At 53.5% G+C, this 13638-nt stretch carries 18 protein-coding genes; 1 reads left to right on the top strand and 17 read right to left on the bottom strand.

The annotated features are described in order from the left end of the window. Positions 1-69: 69 nt before the first annotated feature. From A3L12_RS06020 to A3L12_RS05970, 12 genes are all read right to left on the bottom strand, one after another. The gene (locus A3L12_RS06020) at positions 70-885 is read right to left on the bottom strand and encodes a hypothetical protein (protein WP_088882777.1); all 816 of its coding nucleotides are present in this window, start codon (positions 883-885) and stop codon (positions 70-72) included. 2 nt (positions 886-887) lie between these two features. Beyond that, on the bottom strand, positions 888-1931 hold the full coding sequence (gene amrS / locus A3L12_RS06015) for an AmmeMemoRadiSam system radical SAM enzyme (protein ID WP_088882776.1): 1044 nt from the start codon (positions 1929-1931) through the stop codon (positions 888-890). Between the two features lie 108 nt (positions 1932-2039). Next, positions 2040-2744 (bottom strand): ABC transporter permease, encoded by a 705-nt coding sequence (locus A3L12_RS06010; RefSeq protein WP_088882775.1) that lies wholly within the window; start codon positions 2742-2744, stop codon positions 2040-2042. Next, a complete protein-coding gene (locus A3L12_RS06005; protein ID WP_198300035.1) occupies positions 2741-3442 on the bottom strand; it encodes an ABC transporter permease in 702 nt (233 codons plus the stop codon). The genes A3L12_RS06010 and A3L12_RS06005 overlap by 4 nt, the downstream gene beginning before the upstream one ends. Further along, the gene (locus A3L12_RS08430) at positions 3439-3912 is read right to left on the bottom strand and encodes an AAA family ATPase (protein WP_394335083.1); all 474 of its coding nucleotides are present in this window, start codon (positions 3910-3912) and stop codon (positions 3439-3441) included. Before A3L12_RS08430 ends, A3L12_RS06005 begins: the two co-directional genes overlap by 4 nt. A gap of 13 nt (positions 3913-3925) precedes the next feature. Further along, the gene (locus A3L12_RS08425) at positions 3926-4288 is read right to left on the bottom strand and encodes an ATP-binding cassette domain-containing protein (protein ID WP_250638311.1); all 363 of its coding nucleotides are present in this window, start codon (positions 4286-4288) and stop codon (positions 3926-3928) included. Between the two features lie 113 nt (positions 4289-4401). Continuing rightward, on the bottom strand, positions 4402-4797 hold the full coding sequence (locus tag A3L12_RS05995; protein ID WP_088882774.1) for a type II toxin-antitoxin system VapC family toxin: 396 nt from the start codon (positions 4795-4797) through the stop codon (positions 4402-4404). Continuing rightward, on the bottom strand, positions 4794-5027 hold the full coding sequence (locus A3L12_RS05990) for an AbrB/MazE/SpoVT family DNA-binding domain-containing protein (RefSeq protein WP_088882773.1): 234 nt from the start codon (positions 5025-5027) through the stop codon (positions 4794-4796). The genes A3L12_RS05995 and A3L12_RS05990 overlap by 4 nt, the downstream gene beginning before the upstream one ends. A gap of 43 nt (positions 5028-5070) precedes the next feature. Next, positions 5071-5247, bottom strand: coding sequence for a hypothetical protein (locus tag A3L12_RS05985; RefSeq protein WP_198300034.1), 177 nt, complete (start codon positions 5245-5247; stop codon positions 5071-5073). Between the two features lie 57 nt (positions 5248-5304). Further along, complete coding sequence (locus A3L12_RS05980; RefSeq protein ID WP_198300033.1) at positions 5305-5907, bottom strand: hypothetical protein; 603 nt, start codon at positions 5905-5907, stop codon at positions 5305-5307. A gap of 134 nt (positions 5908-6041) precedes the next feature. Then, entirely contained in the window at positions 6042-6980 is a 939-nt protein-coding gene (locus A3L12_RS05975; protein WP_088882772.1) for a thiamine-phosphate kinase, read from the bottom strand. Between the two features lie 84 nt (positions 6981-7064). Further along, a complete protein-coding gene (locus A3L12_RS05970) occupies positions 7065-8330 on the bottom strand; it encodes a TIGR00375 family protein (protein ID WP_088882771.1) in 1266 nt (421 codons plus the stop codon). A gap of 102 nt (positions 8331-8432) precedes the next feature. On the opposite strand from A3L12_RS05970, the gene A3L12_RS05965 reads away from it, so the two are divergent. Further along, on the top strand, positions 8433-8903 hold the full coding sequence (locus A3L12_RS05965; protein WP_088882770.1) for a hypothetical protein: 471 nt from the start codon (positions 8433-8435) through the stop codon (positions 8901-8903). A gap of 9 nt (positions 8904-8912) precedes the next feature. Here the strand turns inward: A3L12_RS05965 and A3L12_RS05960 are convergent, their stop codons facing one another. The 5 genes from A3L12_RS05960 to A3L12_RS05940 all read right to left on the bottom strand — a co-directional run bounded on the left by A3L12_RS05960 (position 8913) and on the right by A3L12_RS05940 (position 13592). Beyond that, on the bottom strand, positions 8913-10232 hold the full coding sequence (locus A3L12_RS05960; protein WP_088882769.1) for a cation:proton antiporter: 1320 nt from the start codon (positions 10230-10232) through the stop codon (positions 8913-8915). Beyond that, positions 10220-10714: a CBS domain-containing protein gene (locus tag A3L12_RS05955; protein WP_088882768.1), complete on the bottom strand. Its 495-nt coding sequence runs from the start codon at positions 10712-10714 to the stop codon at positions 10220-10222. The genes A3L12_RS05960 and A3L12_RS05955 overlap by 13 nt, the downstream gene beginning before the upstream one ends. Positions 10715-10834: 120 nt before the next feature. Then, complete coding sequence (gene speB / locus A3L12_RS05950) at positions 10835-11692, bottom strand: agmatinase (RefSeq protein ID WP_088882767.1); 858 nt, start codon at positions 11690-11692, stop codon at positions 10835-10837. A 41-nt stretch (positions 11693-11733) separates the two neighbouring features. Beyond that, the gene (locus tag A3L12_RS05945) at positions 11734-12144 is read right to left on the bottom strand and encodes a translation initiation factor IF-5A (RefSeq protein ID WP_088882766.1); all 411 of its coding nucleotides are present in this window, start codon (positions 12142-12144) and stop codon (positions 11734-11736) included. Positions 12145-12212: 68 nt separating this feature from the next. Beyond that, positions 12213-13592: a sodium-dependent transporter gene (locus A3L12_RS05940; RefSeq protein ID WP_088882765.1), complete on the bottom strand. Its 1380-nt coding sequence runs from the start codon at positions 13590-13592 to the stop codon at positions 12213-12215. Positions 13593-13638 lie beyond the last annotated feature (46 nt).

The following is a 13638-nucleotide window of genomic DNA, read 5'->3' as shown; positions in this document are numbered from 1 at the left end:
CTATTGCCGTAAAAACGGAAAGAAGCATTAACCGAATGTCTGCAGGCCTTTCGCCTTTTGCCGATAATATCACAGCTTGGACTCCTCCTTCTGCCCTTCCATCAGCTGCCTCTTCACGGGCCTCGTGACCAGCTCGTTAACGAACCCGCCCAGATCGGTGAGAGCGTTCTGAAGCTCGCTGGCAGTTACGTCCACAACCTCTGGCTCAAGTATGGAGATCGCAACGGGGGCGTACTTGGCGGTCAGCTGAAACAGGGTCTCGAAAGACGAGAGGAGTTCGGCTGCCAGCAGTCCCTTGAACTTCTCCCCCTCCTTCTCCCCCTGAACGACGAGCTTGTTTATCCTGCATCCCTCGAAGGTCAGAGCCCTCCCCATGGTCTCCCTTATGCCTTCCCCGTCCTCCCCAAAAACCTCCACGACGAAGCGGTACAGGAGGTTCCTGTCTTCGAGGATGAGCTCCTCGATTTCATCCCGGGAGTAGCCTATCCTCGGCTCCGGAAGATCCTCGAGTTTGGGATAAACGGCCAGACCACCGAACTGTTCCATCAGCTTTCCCATGAAGAGCGAAACTTCCCCGAGGATCTTCATCAGTTCCCTCGACTCAACCTCCAGCTTCCCGGGTTTCAGGACCTCCACGATCGCCGGGGAGTACCTCAGGACAAGACGGACCACTTCCCCGAGGCTTCCCTCAAGTTTTGCCTCTATCATCCCGGAGTACTTTAAGGGCTCCCCCTCACTTTCTATGATATCTTCGAGCTTCACGTACCCGATCTTAACTCCCCTCTCGTTCCTGAGGTTCTCCGCCGTATCCTTCAGGGCCCTTTCTAAAACTTTCCTGTCGTTTCCCATCCCTTCTATGTAAAAAATGACCTCAATCCCGGCCAATTTCACCACATCCAGCTATTTCGTTCCTTTTTATATTCCCCGATTATTGGTATCGGTTCACCGCAGTATTCACATTTTCCATCCTTTACGTGATATTCCTCAATCGTAAAGCCCCAGCGGACTATTAAAGGTTTTCCACATTTTGGGCAGTAGGTGTGTTCCCCCCTATGGCCCGGTATGTTGCCCACGTAGACGAACTTAAGCCCCTCTTCCCTCGCTATGCCGTAGGCCTTCTCTATCGTCTTCAGGGGCGTGGGCGGAAGGTCTAAAAGCCTGTAGTGGGGGAAGAAGCGGGAGAAGTGCACCGGGGTATCGTCACCGAGCTCTTCAAGGACCCACCTCACGAAAGCTCTTATCTCCTCTTCGTCGTCGTTCAGGGTGGGTATTATAAGGTAGGTGAGCTCCACATGGATCCCGAACTCCTTTTTTGCCATCTTTGCAATTTCTCTGCTCGCCTCCCCACCGGGCACGCTCGCTATCTTCATGTAGAACCTGTCATCAAACGCCTTGATGTCGATGTTCATGGCATCTACGTAGGGTGCCAGCTCGCGGAAGGGTTCCTCGTTTATGTAACCGTTGGTGACGAGGATGTTGTTCAATCCCGCTTTTCTGGCGAGCTTTGCCGTGTCAAGGACGAACTCGTACCATATAGTTGGTTCATTGTAGGTGTAGGCTATGCTCTTACATCCATAGTGCTTTGCAAGGTTCACTATGCCCTCCGGTGTGGCGTTTTGCAGATAGGGGAAGCTCTCATCGGCCTGACTTATCTCCCAGTTCTGGCAGTGTTTGCAATGCATGTTGCATCCGATGGTGCCTATGGAGAAGGCGCACGAGCCCGGGTAGAAGTGAAAGAGGGGCTTTTTTTCAACGGGATCAAGGGCAATGGAAGAGACCTTCCCGTAGTTGAGTGTGTAGAGCTTTCCACCCACGTTCTTCCTCACCCTGCATGAGCCCCTCTGCCCCTCGTTTATGATGCAGTTCAGGGGACACAGACGGCATCTCACCCTGTTCCCCTCGAGGGGCTCCCAGTACATCGCCTCGCGCATGGCTCATCACCGTGAAGATTTTTCAGATCAGGTTCAAAGCCGGAATCAAACCTTCATCGTGAGTAAGCTATGAACGTAATTTAACCTTTCGGTCAAAAGAGAAAAAGGTCAGAGAATCCTTCTTTTGAAGAGAACAACGAGGGGAATCAGCCACACCAGATGGACCGCTATGGCCACCGGAAGGTCGCCGTAATCCCCTTTAGGAATACCTTCAAAGGCCTTATAGAGCCAGTAGGTTGGTAAAAACGCCGTAAATCTGCTCCAGTCGGTCGAAAGGTTCCTCCACACCACGACGAGCTTTATCAGCGGCGGAAGAAACAGAAACCATCCGATGATTTTGGAAACCGTCAACGCCTGCATTCTGGACTCGGAAAACACCGTTATCAGAAGCCCGAAAATCCAGACCTCGAGGATGAAGAGAACACCCAGAGCAAGAAGGCCCCTCTGTGATAGCTCTACATCGAGGATTTTTGGGGATACCGCGGTTAGCACCGCCGTGGTTATGGAGGCCCACGTAAGCCTGTAGGCCAAAAACGCCTCGCTCGAGAGGGGGATTACCTGCAGGGCCTGTATGGTCTTATCCTCCTTCTCGTCCGCCATCATGAAACCCGGCACCATGCCAAGTATCATGGGGATGAATATCAGCGTCAGCAGTGCCAGAAGCGGGTAGTAAACCCCAACGCGCTCCTTGAAGTAACGGACGATGAAGAGGAGGACGAATATCATGGCAAGGCTGTAGAGGAGCATCGGGTCCCTCCGCAAAAGCTTAAGGTCCGTTTTGTATATAGCCCCAAATTTTTTCACAAAACTCATCTCAATCCCTCCACGGCGTATTTGTAGAACCTTATTTTAGCCACGTAATACGCTATGACCGCCCAGAGAAGCAGGGCGGCTGTGGAAAGGGCGAGCGTCTTCGCTGGTATGTCCTCGAAGGGCGCCCTGAAGAAGTAGATCCCCGGGTAGCTCGGGATGAGGTAGAGAACCTTCCAGATCCCGTTTGTAAGGTATCCATGGTAGTGGGCGAAGGGAAGGAGCGAAACTATCAGAACCACCATTATCGGAACGAAGTAGTCGTCCAGATCGTGGTATTTTGCGGAGATTCCTATTCCAAGGAGAGTGTAAACGATTGAAACGAGGAACGCGCCGATTATTACGTAGGAGACGCCTTCGAGGGACCTCGTTCCAACCATCATTATCAGAACTGCACCGACGACCGATAACAGGCCCATGATGAGGGTTTTGGCGACGATGTAACTCCTCCAGTCTATTGGCGTAACGGATAGAGCGCCTATTGCACCGTCTTTCTTTTCGGCGAAGATTTCAGTCCCCACGAACATAAAACCCACGAGCCCGGGCTCAAAGAGTATGAAAACCGGCACCATGGTGGGAAGGTACTGCTCGGGAAATACCATCAGCATCAGCCCGTAGGCCAGTCCTATCAGCACGTATATCGGGTAAACGTAGCTTCTCACTCCAAGGACGAGGTTCGTCCTGATTATGTTCCGCATCATACAAGTCTCCTCCCCGTTACTTTGAGGAAGATCTCTTCAAGGGTGGGCTCCTCGGTGTTGATTCTGCGTACTTCATGATTTTTGATAACCTCGAGGAACTCTCTGTTCCGGCCGATTCCCTCAATCGGGAACTCCCTGACCTTAACATCACCATCGATGTATTCCACCCTGACCAGCCTTTTCCCCATCTTAACCTTGAGCTCTTTCGGATTGTCCACGAGCCTTACAGCGCCGTCAACTATGAAAGCCACCCTGTCGCAGAGCTCGTCTGCTACGTACATGTTGTGCGTGGTCAGGAAGATGGTTTTTCCATTTTCTTTCATCCCGAGCAGTAAATCCTTGATTTTTCTCGCACTCGCGGGATCCAGACCTTCGAGGGGCTCGTCGAGGAACAGTATTTCAGGATCGGGTAAAAGAGCCCTCACGAGATCGAGTTTCTTCTTCATACCCTTTGAGAACCCCGCAACCAGCTGGTCGGTCTCTTTATCGGAGACCCACCATCTTGAGGACTTCCATGGGATCGAGATGTTTCCCGTAGAAGGATGCGAAGAACTCGAGGTTTTCGAGGGCGGTTAGCCTTGAGTAAAGGGCCGGAAACTCAAATGAAACGCCGATTTTGTTGTAGTAGTCCTTGCCCCACTCCTTCAGGTCCTTTCCAAAAACCCTCACGTCGCCGGTGTAGTCCCTGATGATCCTGACCAGTACCTTTACCGTGGTCGTTTTCCCCGCACCGTTGGGCCCGAGAAAACCGTAGATTTCCCCTTCTTCGACCTCAAAGCTTAGGTTCTCCACGCCTCTAACATCGCCGTAATACTTCTTAACGTTATTAACCTCAATGAGGGGCATGCTTTCACCTGTTTAAAATAAGGTCGTTGATGTACTTATAACTAACCCCGCACATGTGCGGGAAAGCTGGACTTATCCCTTACATATTCCCGTCCGTGAGAATTGAAAGTAACTTAAAGCCACTCAACCTCTATTATACCCTCAACGCTCCGGAATTCGTCGTCTCCCGTTAGGAGTGTGGCGTTGAGATCCAGGGCCGTCGCGACAGCAAAGGCATCGGCGTAACTGAGTCTGTGAAATGCCTTTATTCTTCCGGCGATCAAAGAGAGTCTTTCGTCAGCGGGGACGATATTTATTGGCTCCTTCTTTAGGAGCGCGATGGCGATGTCGGCGGTATCAACGTTCTTCCTCCGTGCGATTATGTAATACACTTCACCGAGGTTGACAGCATTCATGTAGAGCTCGATTTTTCCCTCCTTTGAGAGTTTCAGGTACTCCTCAACCCTGTCCGCTCCTTCCTCATCAGCTATATAAGCAAGAACCGCGTAGCTGTCGAGTACGGCTTTCATTTCCGTTCCTCCAGTTCTTCCTCTTCCTCCCTGGATTCTCTAAGGATATGCCTGACAGACTCCTCGAACTTTACCAGCCCCCTGAGCCTTTTGCCCTTCAGGGGCACGATGACTATCTCACCACCGAACTCGAGGATCTCCACCTCGTCTCCCGGGGATATCCCGAACTTTTCCCTGATGCTCTTTGGTAAGACAATTTGCCCCTTTGAGGAAACTTTTGTAGTTATCATCCTACATTCACCAATTTATGTTTGTTGGTTAAGTTAAAAAGTTTTACCCAATGCTCTCTGGAGCTCTAAGATCCTTGAACTTAATCTCGACCAGTTTTACAACATCACCGTCCACGATAAAGTAGGTATCCCCGTAGGCCCATTCCGTCACTTCAAGGAACCATTTGAAGCCGGCTGAAAGCTCTCCGGTGCTGGGTATCCCGATCTTCAGACGCTTCATATTCGGATTGTTGCTCCCATGAATTATTAGTCTTCCGGTTAAAAAAAGAGAAAGCCTTCAACCGCCTGCGCACGTTATGAAGGCATTCCATACTTTGAAGGGCCCGAAGAAACAGGTAACGTAGCAGTCGCAGTCGAAGTCTACCTCCGCACACTCGAGGGCAGTGCATATTGCATCCGGATCCGAGGGGTCAAAACCATCCAGGAATCCCAGACACGGGTGTATGTCTCCCCATCCGAACGTTGGAAGGCTGTCCTTCAGGTCATCGGCGTAGCTGTTTGTACCATCGTCTCCAACGACGGAATTCGTTTCAGGCATCGGCGGCCATGGGGTCGGGCACTCAAAGCGGTCTATTGCTTCCCAGACAGCGGAGAAGAGGTAATTGAACACCACCGCCGGCCCGAAGTTCTTGCTACTAAGGCAGCAGAGCCTGCAGGATTCACCCTCTACGACACCGACCATCGCCGCTTTTAGCTTGCAAACATCGCACCTGCTGGAGTCAAGTTCTCCACCCTTAATCCCGCCCCCGGATTTTGACATCGGTCCCCCCGGATAGGTGCCGGAGTGCATCGAGCTAAGGGTGACGCTTCCAACCGAAGCCGAGAAGCCCGCGTAGCTTTTAATATGTAAAATCGACTTCTTCCCCCTTTCCCGCTGCATGCCCACGAATTCCCAGTGATGGGCGAAGTAAACCCTCGGCTCTCCTAGGTGGGCGTGAGCAAAAGGACAAGCTAGCTTAATAAGTGGGAAAGGATAAGGATAACGATGATTGCTCCCAAAATCAATAATCCCAATTATACCCCATTTTCGATTGATCCGGATAGATGCTCCCATCCCAAAAGGGGCATCCTCTCAACTCTTCCGTTCCTCCTCAGGTAGACCCCTTCTCCCCTTTCAACCTTGCCTACAACCGTGAAGTTGAAGTCAAGCTCATCCAGACGTTCTTCCGGAAGGGTGAATATCAGTTCAAACTCCTCCCCGCTCGCGAGGGCAACCCTAAGGGGATCGATCCCCAAAAACTCAGCGACCTCAAAGACTTCCTCCCTTATGGGAATTCTCTCGGCATCGATTAAAATCTTAACGCCACTCATTTGAGCGATCAGGTGTAACTCTTTGCTCATGCCGTCGCTTATATCGATTGCGGCACTGGCGTGCCCGCCTAAAACGGCCCCCTCCTTAACCCTCGCCTTCGGTTCGAGAAGCTTCTCGTAGAACCCCATGGGAGCCTCGATGCCCTTCTTCCACAGGAGCAACCCGGCCAGTGCCCTTCCCACGTCACCCGTTACGCAGACAAGATCCCCAACCTTTGCCCCGCCCCTCGTGAGCAACCTTTCAGCCCTTCCGAGGGCCATTCCGTCAATTATCAGGTCATCGGCCTCGTTTGTATCCGCACTCAAGATGGGCGTTTCGTAGAATTCGGACGCTCGGGCAATTCCCCTTGCAATCCCTTCGAGGTAAGCCAAGTCAAGATCCTTCGGGACGCCGAGGGAGAAGAGGAAGCCTACTGGTTTAGCCCCCATGGCGGCTATATCGCTGACGTTCATGGTAAAGACCTTAAAGCCGACCTGCTCGGGCGTCATTAAATCAGGTACGTCGGTTTTCCTCACGAGCATATCGTTCGTCGCCACGAGCCATTCGTTGCCCAGCCTCACCGCCCCGGCGTCATCGCCCAGCGGCAGGTCTCCCTGAAGCCTGAGGTGCCTCATAAAGAGCTCGATTATATCCCCCTCCAAAGCAATCCCCTTTAATAGTACACTTCCCCAGCGTTAAAAACCTTTGGAGAAAGTGGTTAAACGTCGTTCCACGAAGGGCCTCATTTAGTTTTTCTTCAAAAAACTCAGGATTGAACTCTGCTTTGGTTTATAATACACGTTCTCCTTTTTAACCTCGATGTTTTCGAGATCTTCGAGTTTTGCCGTTTTGACCTCTTCCGGCAGTCTTATCTCCCCGTACTTCCCCCCGCCGCCGGGGATGACGATAAGCTTCTCATTCCTAAAAGCCCAGATTGCTTTTGCTATATCATCTCCAATAACCGATGCTATGCCCTCCACAGGGACGTCAACGAGAACCCTGATCTCACTTCCAAACTCCTTTAAGAGCCGCGCCCATACGCTTTTTACGGATTTTGTGTTAACCCCCTTATTGAGAACCATCGCAATTATCTCAGCCAGAGGAGCGAGATGAAGGTAAGGGGGCCTATCCTCGGGTTTTTCTTCCGTGTCGGCAAGCTCGAGGATCCTGTCGTGAACGCCCTTCTTTATAATCCCCCCGCAGAGCTCACACCTCCACCCAAGCCTCTGGGCGTCTTCAAGTTTGTACTTCGTGTAGCACCTTGAACAGGCGGTGAGATGATACTTCCCCAGCCTCGGATCCAAGCCGGCGTTGAGAACGATTTTTCTTCCACCCCTCCTGAGGATGGCCTTTCTCACCTCCTCAAAGGTTGCCTCCTGGATTTCAAAGCGGTTGAATTCCCTCCCGAGGCGGTGGGGCTGGGGAGAATGGGCATCAGAATTTGAGAGATAGGTCAAGCGGTGGTGGGCCTTAATTCTGTCCGCCATCTCGCTGTCGGCGGAAAGACCGAGCTCGAGGAAGTCCACCCTCGCCCCTCCGTACGCTTCTCGAATGCTGTCGTACTCCTTGTAGAGCGCCGTCCACGGCGTGAAGGCGTGAGCCGGTCCTATCAGAACCTCCAGCTCGTTGGCAAGGTCTGCTATATCAGCCGCCGAAAGGTTGACCCTCGGCCGTCCCTCGGTTTCAATATCGCCGGAATAGCGCTTTAACCTCTCACGCATCTCCCCGACGGTCGATAGGTTCGGGAAGATAAGGAGGTGGTGCACCCTTCTATTATCCTCGACCTCGGCGGTGAGGAGGAAGCGAACCCCCTTCTTTTCGTAGGTCCCCTCATCCACCTTCCGGGCGTATTTTAAAAGTTCTTCCTCCCACCTCGGGTTCAGTATGTCTCCGGTGCCCACCATTTGCAGGCCCTTAAGCCCCGCGTTTTCGGCGAGGTTGGGAAACGTCATTGCCTTTGAAACGGCCCTTGAATAGCGGGAATGTATGTGAAGGTCCGCATCAACGAACATAGGGACACCTCTCCCCTCCGGACGTCATCGACGTTCAATCGATTCTCCCAATAAAAAGCTTAAGCTTTTATACCCTCCTGAAAATCCCTTACGGTGAAGGTTATGAAGGTCGAAGGTTTTGTTGCTTCCCTGCGGAACGCGGAAACGCTGGATGAACTGTTCAAGATACTCGAGGAGAAGGGTGCCCCCCTTATCGAGCTCGACGGGGAGAGGTTCCTCATAGTCGTTGAAGGTGACTTTGAGGGTAAAAAGTTCTGGACGGAGATAAACGGCGAGAGGGCAAACCAAGCCCTTGGCGATGCCATGCTCAACTCCTCGAGCTTCCCCTTCAGGTGCAAAAGGCCCTACACGGGAGGGAACGTTATCTTCGTGAGGTTTGAGGACGTGGAGGTCAACGAGTTTCTCGTCGCCTACCGCGGTCCCGAGGAAGGCCTGTTCTACCTCGTTAAGGACGGAAGGGTGGAGAAAATAACCGGGGAAGAGCACAGGGAGTTACTCCAGAAAATGCCAGAGTTCAGGGTAAAGGGGATGAGCGAGGAAGAGATGGACGCCATGGGGGCCTTCTTTGGCTGAACCGTGAGTTCAGCGCCGGCCCTTTATCTCCTGTATCCTCTTCTTTGTTTCCCTGATTCTCTCCACCTTCCTCGCAACCTTTTCCTCGGAAGCCGTTTTGATCTCCCTCCTGAAGGCCCACTTGAGGAGTGGTGGTGTTATCAGCACGGAGACCGTTATGAATATCAGAGTCGCGGCTATGAAATCCGGGGCATCCTGAGGCTTTATAGCACCCCCGTGTATCGCCACCATCAGGTCAACGAGGGCCACCTCAGTCCTCGGAATCGAGCCGATGCCCATCTGGAGCGACATCCAGAAGTTCTCCTCCCTGAATAGGAACTCCCTGCCACGACCCCACGCGGTCAGCCATGCTCCCAAACCCCTTCCAAAGACCTTTCCAACGACGGCAACGGTCGTTAGAACTCCCGCGAGAAGCAGGGCGCTGGCTTTCTCGAAGACCGTCAGGTTAAGCATCGCACCCGTGTGGACGAAGAAGAAGGGTATGAGCAGACCGTAGCCTATGGCCTTGACGTCCTCCATGATGCGCTTACCCTCCGGGAGCTTCGAGAGCACGAGGCCCATCATGAACGCACCTTCGATGGCCGCCGCGAACCAGCCCTCGGCCAGAGCCGCGAAGAGGAACATCATCCCCAGTACGCTCCCCAGCACGCCCTTCTCAACGTGGAGCCTCTCGGCGAACCTTACGTAGTGGTCAACAAGATACCACCAGAGAACGCCCGTTATCACGAAGAAGGCTACGATCTTCAGGCTGAGCTCGATCAGACTTCCACTCCCGACCGCGAATATAATGAGGGCTATACCGAGGAAGTCGTCCATGACGCTCGCACTCATGGAAGCCGCACCGACCTCGCTCTTGAGAACGCCAAGATCCATCATAACGCGGACGGTTAGCCCGATGCTCGTGGCCGTCAGCAAAACGCCTCCAGCGAAGGCCTCCCTGCTGGGGTATCCAAGCTCCATGAGGGCAAACCAGCCCATGACCAGGGGCACGAAGACGCCCAGAACCGTGGAGACCGTTGCGGTAAGTCCGGTTTTCTTGAGCTGTTCGATGTCGGCATCGAGGGCACCGAGGAAGAGGAGGAACACTATGCCCAGCTTGGCCAGAAAGCTGGAAACCACCGTCGCATCGGTTGTAAAGCCCTCGCCGCTCACTATGGGAAGGTACTGCGGAGAGACCACACCAAAATAGACGATGTTTCCGAGGATCATGCCCATTATTAGCTCTCCCAGAACGCCCGGTAGCCGGAATCGTTCTATTAGGCTGTCTCCAATCTTCGCAAGGATCAGGGAGATCCCTATGGTGAACAGAAGCCACGTTACGGTTTCCATTGGGTCCCACCCACCCTGAGAAGTCTCAGAAGTTCGTTTATGAGTATGCGCAGGCTTATCTCACCAACGAGTCTTCCATCCTTCACGACCGCCAGCACCTGTATCCTGTACCTGCGCATCTTCTTCAGGGCATCAAGGACGGTGGCGTCTTCCTCTATCGTGAGGACGTACCTCTCCGCTATATCCCCGGCCCTGGTGGCGCCACCGAGCAGTGACTTCAGGCTCCTGCTCGTCATACCCAGTTTGAAGTTGTGGGTATCCGGTGAAAGGAGAACGTCTATAACGTCCAGGTACCTGATGACGCCCACGAGCTCCATGCTCTCCCTGTCCTCGACGACCCAGACGTGGTGTCTGCTCCTCAGTACCTTGAGGACGTTGATGACGTCCGTATCAGAGGTAACAACCGGCATCGTCTCGATTTTCGGCATGATGTCTTTTAAGATTAGGGAATGAAGGCTTTCAAGGGCAGATTCGGCCTCCATCGCTACCACCTATTCCGGGAAAAGGAGAAAGACCATTTAAAGCTTCTGGTGGTATCAGAACGCCGCGACGTTTGAAGGGGAGGCGTCCGGTATACCCCTAAATCCGGATGTAAGCGACGGTTACCTCCCCTTTGCTCCCATGAAGTGGAAGAGAAGCTTTGCGGCCGTCAGAGCGGTGGGGTCTCCGAGCTCGCTTCCGCCGACTTCCATTATATCAAAGCCAGCAACTTCCTTGTTCTCCACGAGCCACTCCATCGCATCCACCACTTCCCAGAAGCCCAGTCCTCCGGCCTCAGGTGTTCCGGTTGAAGGAACGAGCGGGAGATCGAAGACATCCACGTCAACGGACAGGTAAACCGGCTCTGGAAGACTCTTCACCAGCTCGACAAAGGCATCGAAGTCGTAATCTCTGGCGTGCACCCATGGGATCCCCTCTTCCCTCGCGTAGGCGACCTCCTCCCTCGTCCCGCTCCTTACCCCGAAGATGGCCTCCTTCACCCCGAGTTCCCGAATCCGTCTCGCCACGCAGGCGTGGTTGTAGGGGTTGTCCTCGTAGGAATCCCTCAGATCGAGGTGGGCATCGAAGACCACGTAGCTCGAAGGTCTGAGTGCCTCAACGGCTCCAAGGGTCTGCGAGTGCTCGCCACCGATAAGTATCGGTATGGCATCGGGGTTCACGCTTTTGAGCTCTTCTATGGTTTCCCTCACCCTGTCGGCCGTTCCCCTCGGATCCCCGGCCACAACCGTAACATCACCGGCATCGGCTATGGGAAGCTCCGCGATGTCCACATCGTAATCGAGGATGTAACTCTCAAGGTTGAGGGTCGCGTGCCTTACGAGCGTCGGCCCGAACCTCGCCCCGGGCTTAAAACTCGTCGTACCGTCGAAGGGAACCCCAAGAATAACGAATCTGGCCTTTTCGGGTTCCACAAGGGGAAACTCCAGTCTAAAACCCTCGTGGGTGTAAAGAAAATCCATCCACGGCACCTCCGGGGAAGAGGATAGAAAAAGAGGGGGACTCACTCACCCTTGAGCTTCATCACCTTTATCCTGCCAAGGGTCTCCCAGTACTCGACGTTAATGCCCTCCCTGAGCTGGTCCTTGATCTCATCATCGACGCCGCCCTCTATCGGAACGTCGTAGAGCTCGTAGGTCTCCATGTCCATTATCTGGACCGTGTCGGGGGTAATCGAGATAATCTGGGCGGTTCTCTTGTCGATTATAGGCACGTCAACCTCGGCGCTGGTGGGTTTGACGATGCTCCTGACCTTACCGTCAAAGATCCCAACGGCCTCTATCCTTGCCTTGGCGGAACCGTGCTTTCCGGGTGAGGAAACGGTTATGTTAACTATCCTGCAGGGTTCCCCGTCAATGAGGATGTATCTTCCGCGTTTGAGCTTGCTTACCTGAGTCTTCGTTTTATCTCCCATTTTTCAGCCCTCCCTAAGCTTCCTAAACCCCCTTGGAGGGGGTCTTTAAAAAATTTTTGAATGAAAGCTCAACGCCTGCCCCTGAGCAGCACCCCGTTCATAAACAGCGGCACGAAGAGTACCAGCCCGATGATAGCGCCGAGCTTCACCGTGCTCGTGGATGCCCTGAAGGAGTTGTAGAGCGTGTAAAGACCTACGATCAGGAGGAGGACCATCGTGGCCCCCACCGCAATACTGTTTTTCTCAAGTTCCGACGAAAGAAGAGGATAGGCCTCTAGGGCCACAACTATGGCGCCAACGCTGAAGGGCACCACGAGGAACATCACCCTGACCTCGGCCACCATCATAACCGCCGAGAGCAGGAAGCCGAGGAGCGCCACCACCGTCAGGCTCGTCCCCCTTCTGAGCTGCATGACCTCCGACAGCATCTGACCGCCCATCTCGAGCAGGACTATTATGGTGGTAAGACCGGCGAAGTAAAGCGAGAACATGAGCAGGTATATCAACCTCCCGGCGTTTGGAACGTTGCCCCTGAGCACGTACGGGATCGAGTAGAAGACTTCGATGGAGTTGATCGGGCTCTTCTCGCTGTTGGTGGTGTACTCCTTGAGGTTCTGGAATTTGAGGAACAGGCTCATGGACTCCTCGGCGGGTACGCTGGGGTTGCGGAAAGCCCTCCCGAACCCCTGATAGGCCGTACCGAGGGAATAGGCAACGGTGAAGGCTGCGGCGAAGCTGAGTATTACCTGGAGAAGTAGAACACCGGCCAGTACTTTCCTGAGATCGAGGTCCTCGGGAGCGAAGCTTCCCACGACGTAGTAAACCCCCGCACCGAGACCGGAGGAGATGAGCACGGAAACTATCAGGTAAACCACGCCTCTGAATGTCAGGGGAGCCCCTGGGGAGGTAATCGCCGAGACCGCGTTTTCCATGTACCGGACCGCCTGCGGTGCCCTAACGGTGCTAAGTGCCTGATCCCTGATAAAGACCGCCGATGTTACCGCAAAGAGTATGAAGAGTATCGAGAGCACTGAGATTACCTCAAGAGTCCTTCCCTTGGCGAGGACGAGGAGGATCATCGCCAGGAGCAGGGTCCCGAGGGTTATGGCGGGAAGGTAACCCTGAGGGATATCGAAGGCATAGACAATGCCGTAGGAGGAGTAGTAGGTCGTTATTCCGAGCATCACGAGCAGGAAGGTTAGCAGGGTAAAGATCAGTGCCGGAGTGCGGGCAACTTTAAAGAACAGCTCGTATATCAGGTACCGGGTTTTCCTGGTGCTCTCGGCCTCGCCGAATATCAGGAAGAGGGCAACGAGCATCGTCACCAGTGCTATCAGGGATCCCCTGAGGCCAAAGGTTATGTAGTACTTCGGCAGTATGAGGAAGTTCCAGATCCCGAGTATGTACCCCGTTATCAAAAACGCCATCAGGAAACTTACCTTTCTCATCGATTCGCACCCCCTGCAATAAAACTGGCATCGGTTCGTTAAAGAC

The organism is Thermococcus sp. P6 (genome assembly GCF_002214525.1).
GTDB lineage: Archaea > Methanobacteriota_B > Thermococci > Thermococcales > Thermococcaceae > Thermococcus.
The sequence above is the reverse complement of the archived record's forward strand: the minus strand, read 5'-3'. Positions and strand labels throughout refer to the sequence as shown.

Excerpts from the sequence above, each read along its gene's own strand:
- amrS (WP_088882776.1), bottom strand. The coding sequence starts at position 1,931 with ATGCGCGAGGCGATGTACTGGGAGCCCCTCGAGGGGAACAGGGTGAGA.
- A3L12_RS08425 (WP_250638311.1), bottom strand. The coding sequence starts at position 4,288 with ATGCCCCTCATTGAGGTTAATAACGTTAAGAAGTATTACGGCGATGTT.
- A3L12_RS05945 (WP_088882766.1), bottom strand. The coding sequence starts at position 12,144 with ATGGGAGATAAAACGAAGACTCAGGTAAGCAAGCTCAAACGCGGAAGA.
- A3L12_RS06005 (WP_198300035.1), bottom strand. The coding sequence starts at position 3,442 with ATGATGCGGAACATAATCAGGACGAACCTCGTCCTTGGAGTGAGAAGC.
- A3L12_RS05990 (WP_088882773.1), bottom strand. The coding sequence starts at position 5,027 with ATGATAACTACAAAAGTTTCCTCAAAGGGGCAAATTGTCTTACCAAAG.
- A3L12_RS05965 (WP_088882770.1), top strand. The coding sequence starts at position 8,433 with ATGAAGGTCGAAGGTTTTGTTGCTTCCCTGCGGAACGCGGAAACGCTG.
- A3L12_RS05995 (WP_088882774.1), bottom strand. The coding sequence starts at position 4,797 with ATGAAAGCCGTACTCGACAGCTACGCGGTTCTTGCTTATATAGCTGAT.
- A3L12_RS06010 (WP_088882775.1), bottom strand. The coding sequence starts at position 2,744 with ATGAGTTTTGTGAAAAAATTTGGGGCTATATACAAAACGGACCTTAAG.
- A3L12_RS05970 (WP_088882771.1), bottom strand. The coding sequence starts at position 8,330 with ATGTTCGTTGATGCGGACCTTCACATACATTCCCGCTATTCAAGGGCC.
- A3L12_RS05940 (WP_088882765.1), bottom strand. The coding sequence starts at position 13,592 with ATGAGAAAGGTAAGTTTCCTGATGGCGTTTTTGATAACGGGGTACATA.
- A3L12_RS05955 (WP_088882768.1), bottom strand. The coding sequence starts at position 10,714 with ATGGAGGCCGAATCTGCCCTTGAAAGCCTTCATTCCCTAATCTTAAAA.
- A3L12_RS05985 (WP_198300034.1), bottom strand. The coding sequence starts at position 5,247 with ATGAAGCGTCTGAAGATCGGGATACCCAGCACCGGAGAGCTTTCAGCC.
- speB (WP_088882767.1), bottom strand. The coding sequence starts at position 11,692 with ATGGATTTTCTTTACACCCACGAGGGTTTTAGACTGGAGTTTCCCCTT.
- A3L12_RS05960 (WP_088882769.1), bottom strand. The coding sequence starts at position 10,232 with ATGGAAACCGTAACGTGGCTTCTGTTCACCATAGGGATCTCCCTGATC.
- A3L12_RS05980 (WP_198300033.1), bottom strand. The coding sequence starts at position 5,907 with ATGCAGCGGGAAAGGGGGAAGAAGTCGATTTTACATATTAAAAGCTAC.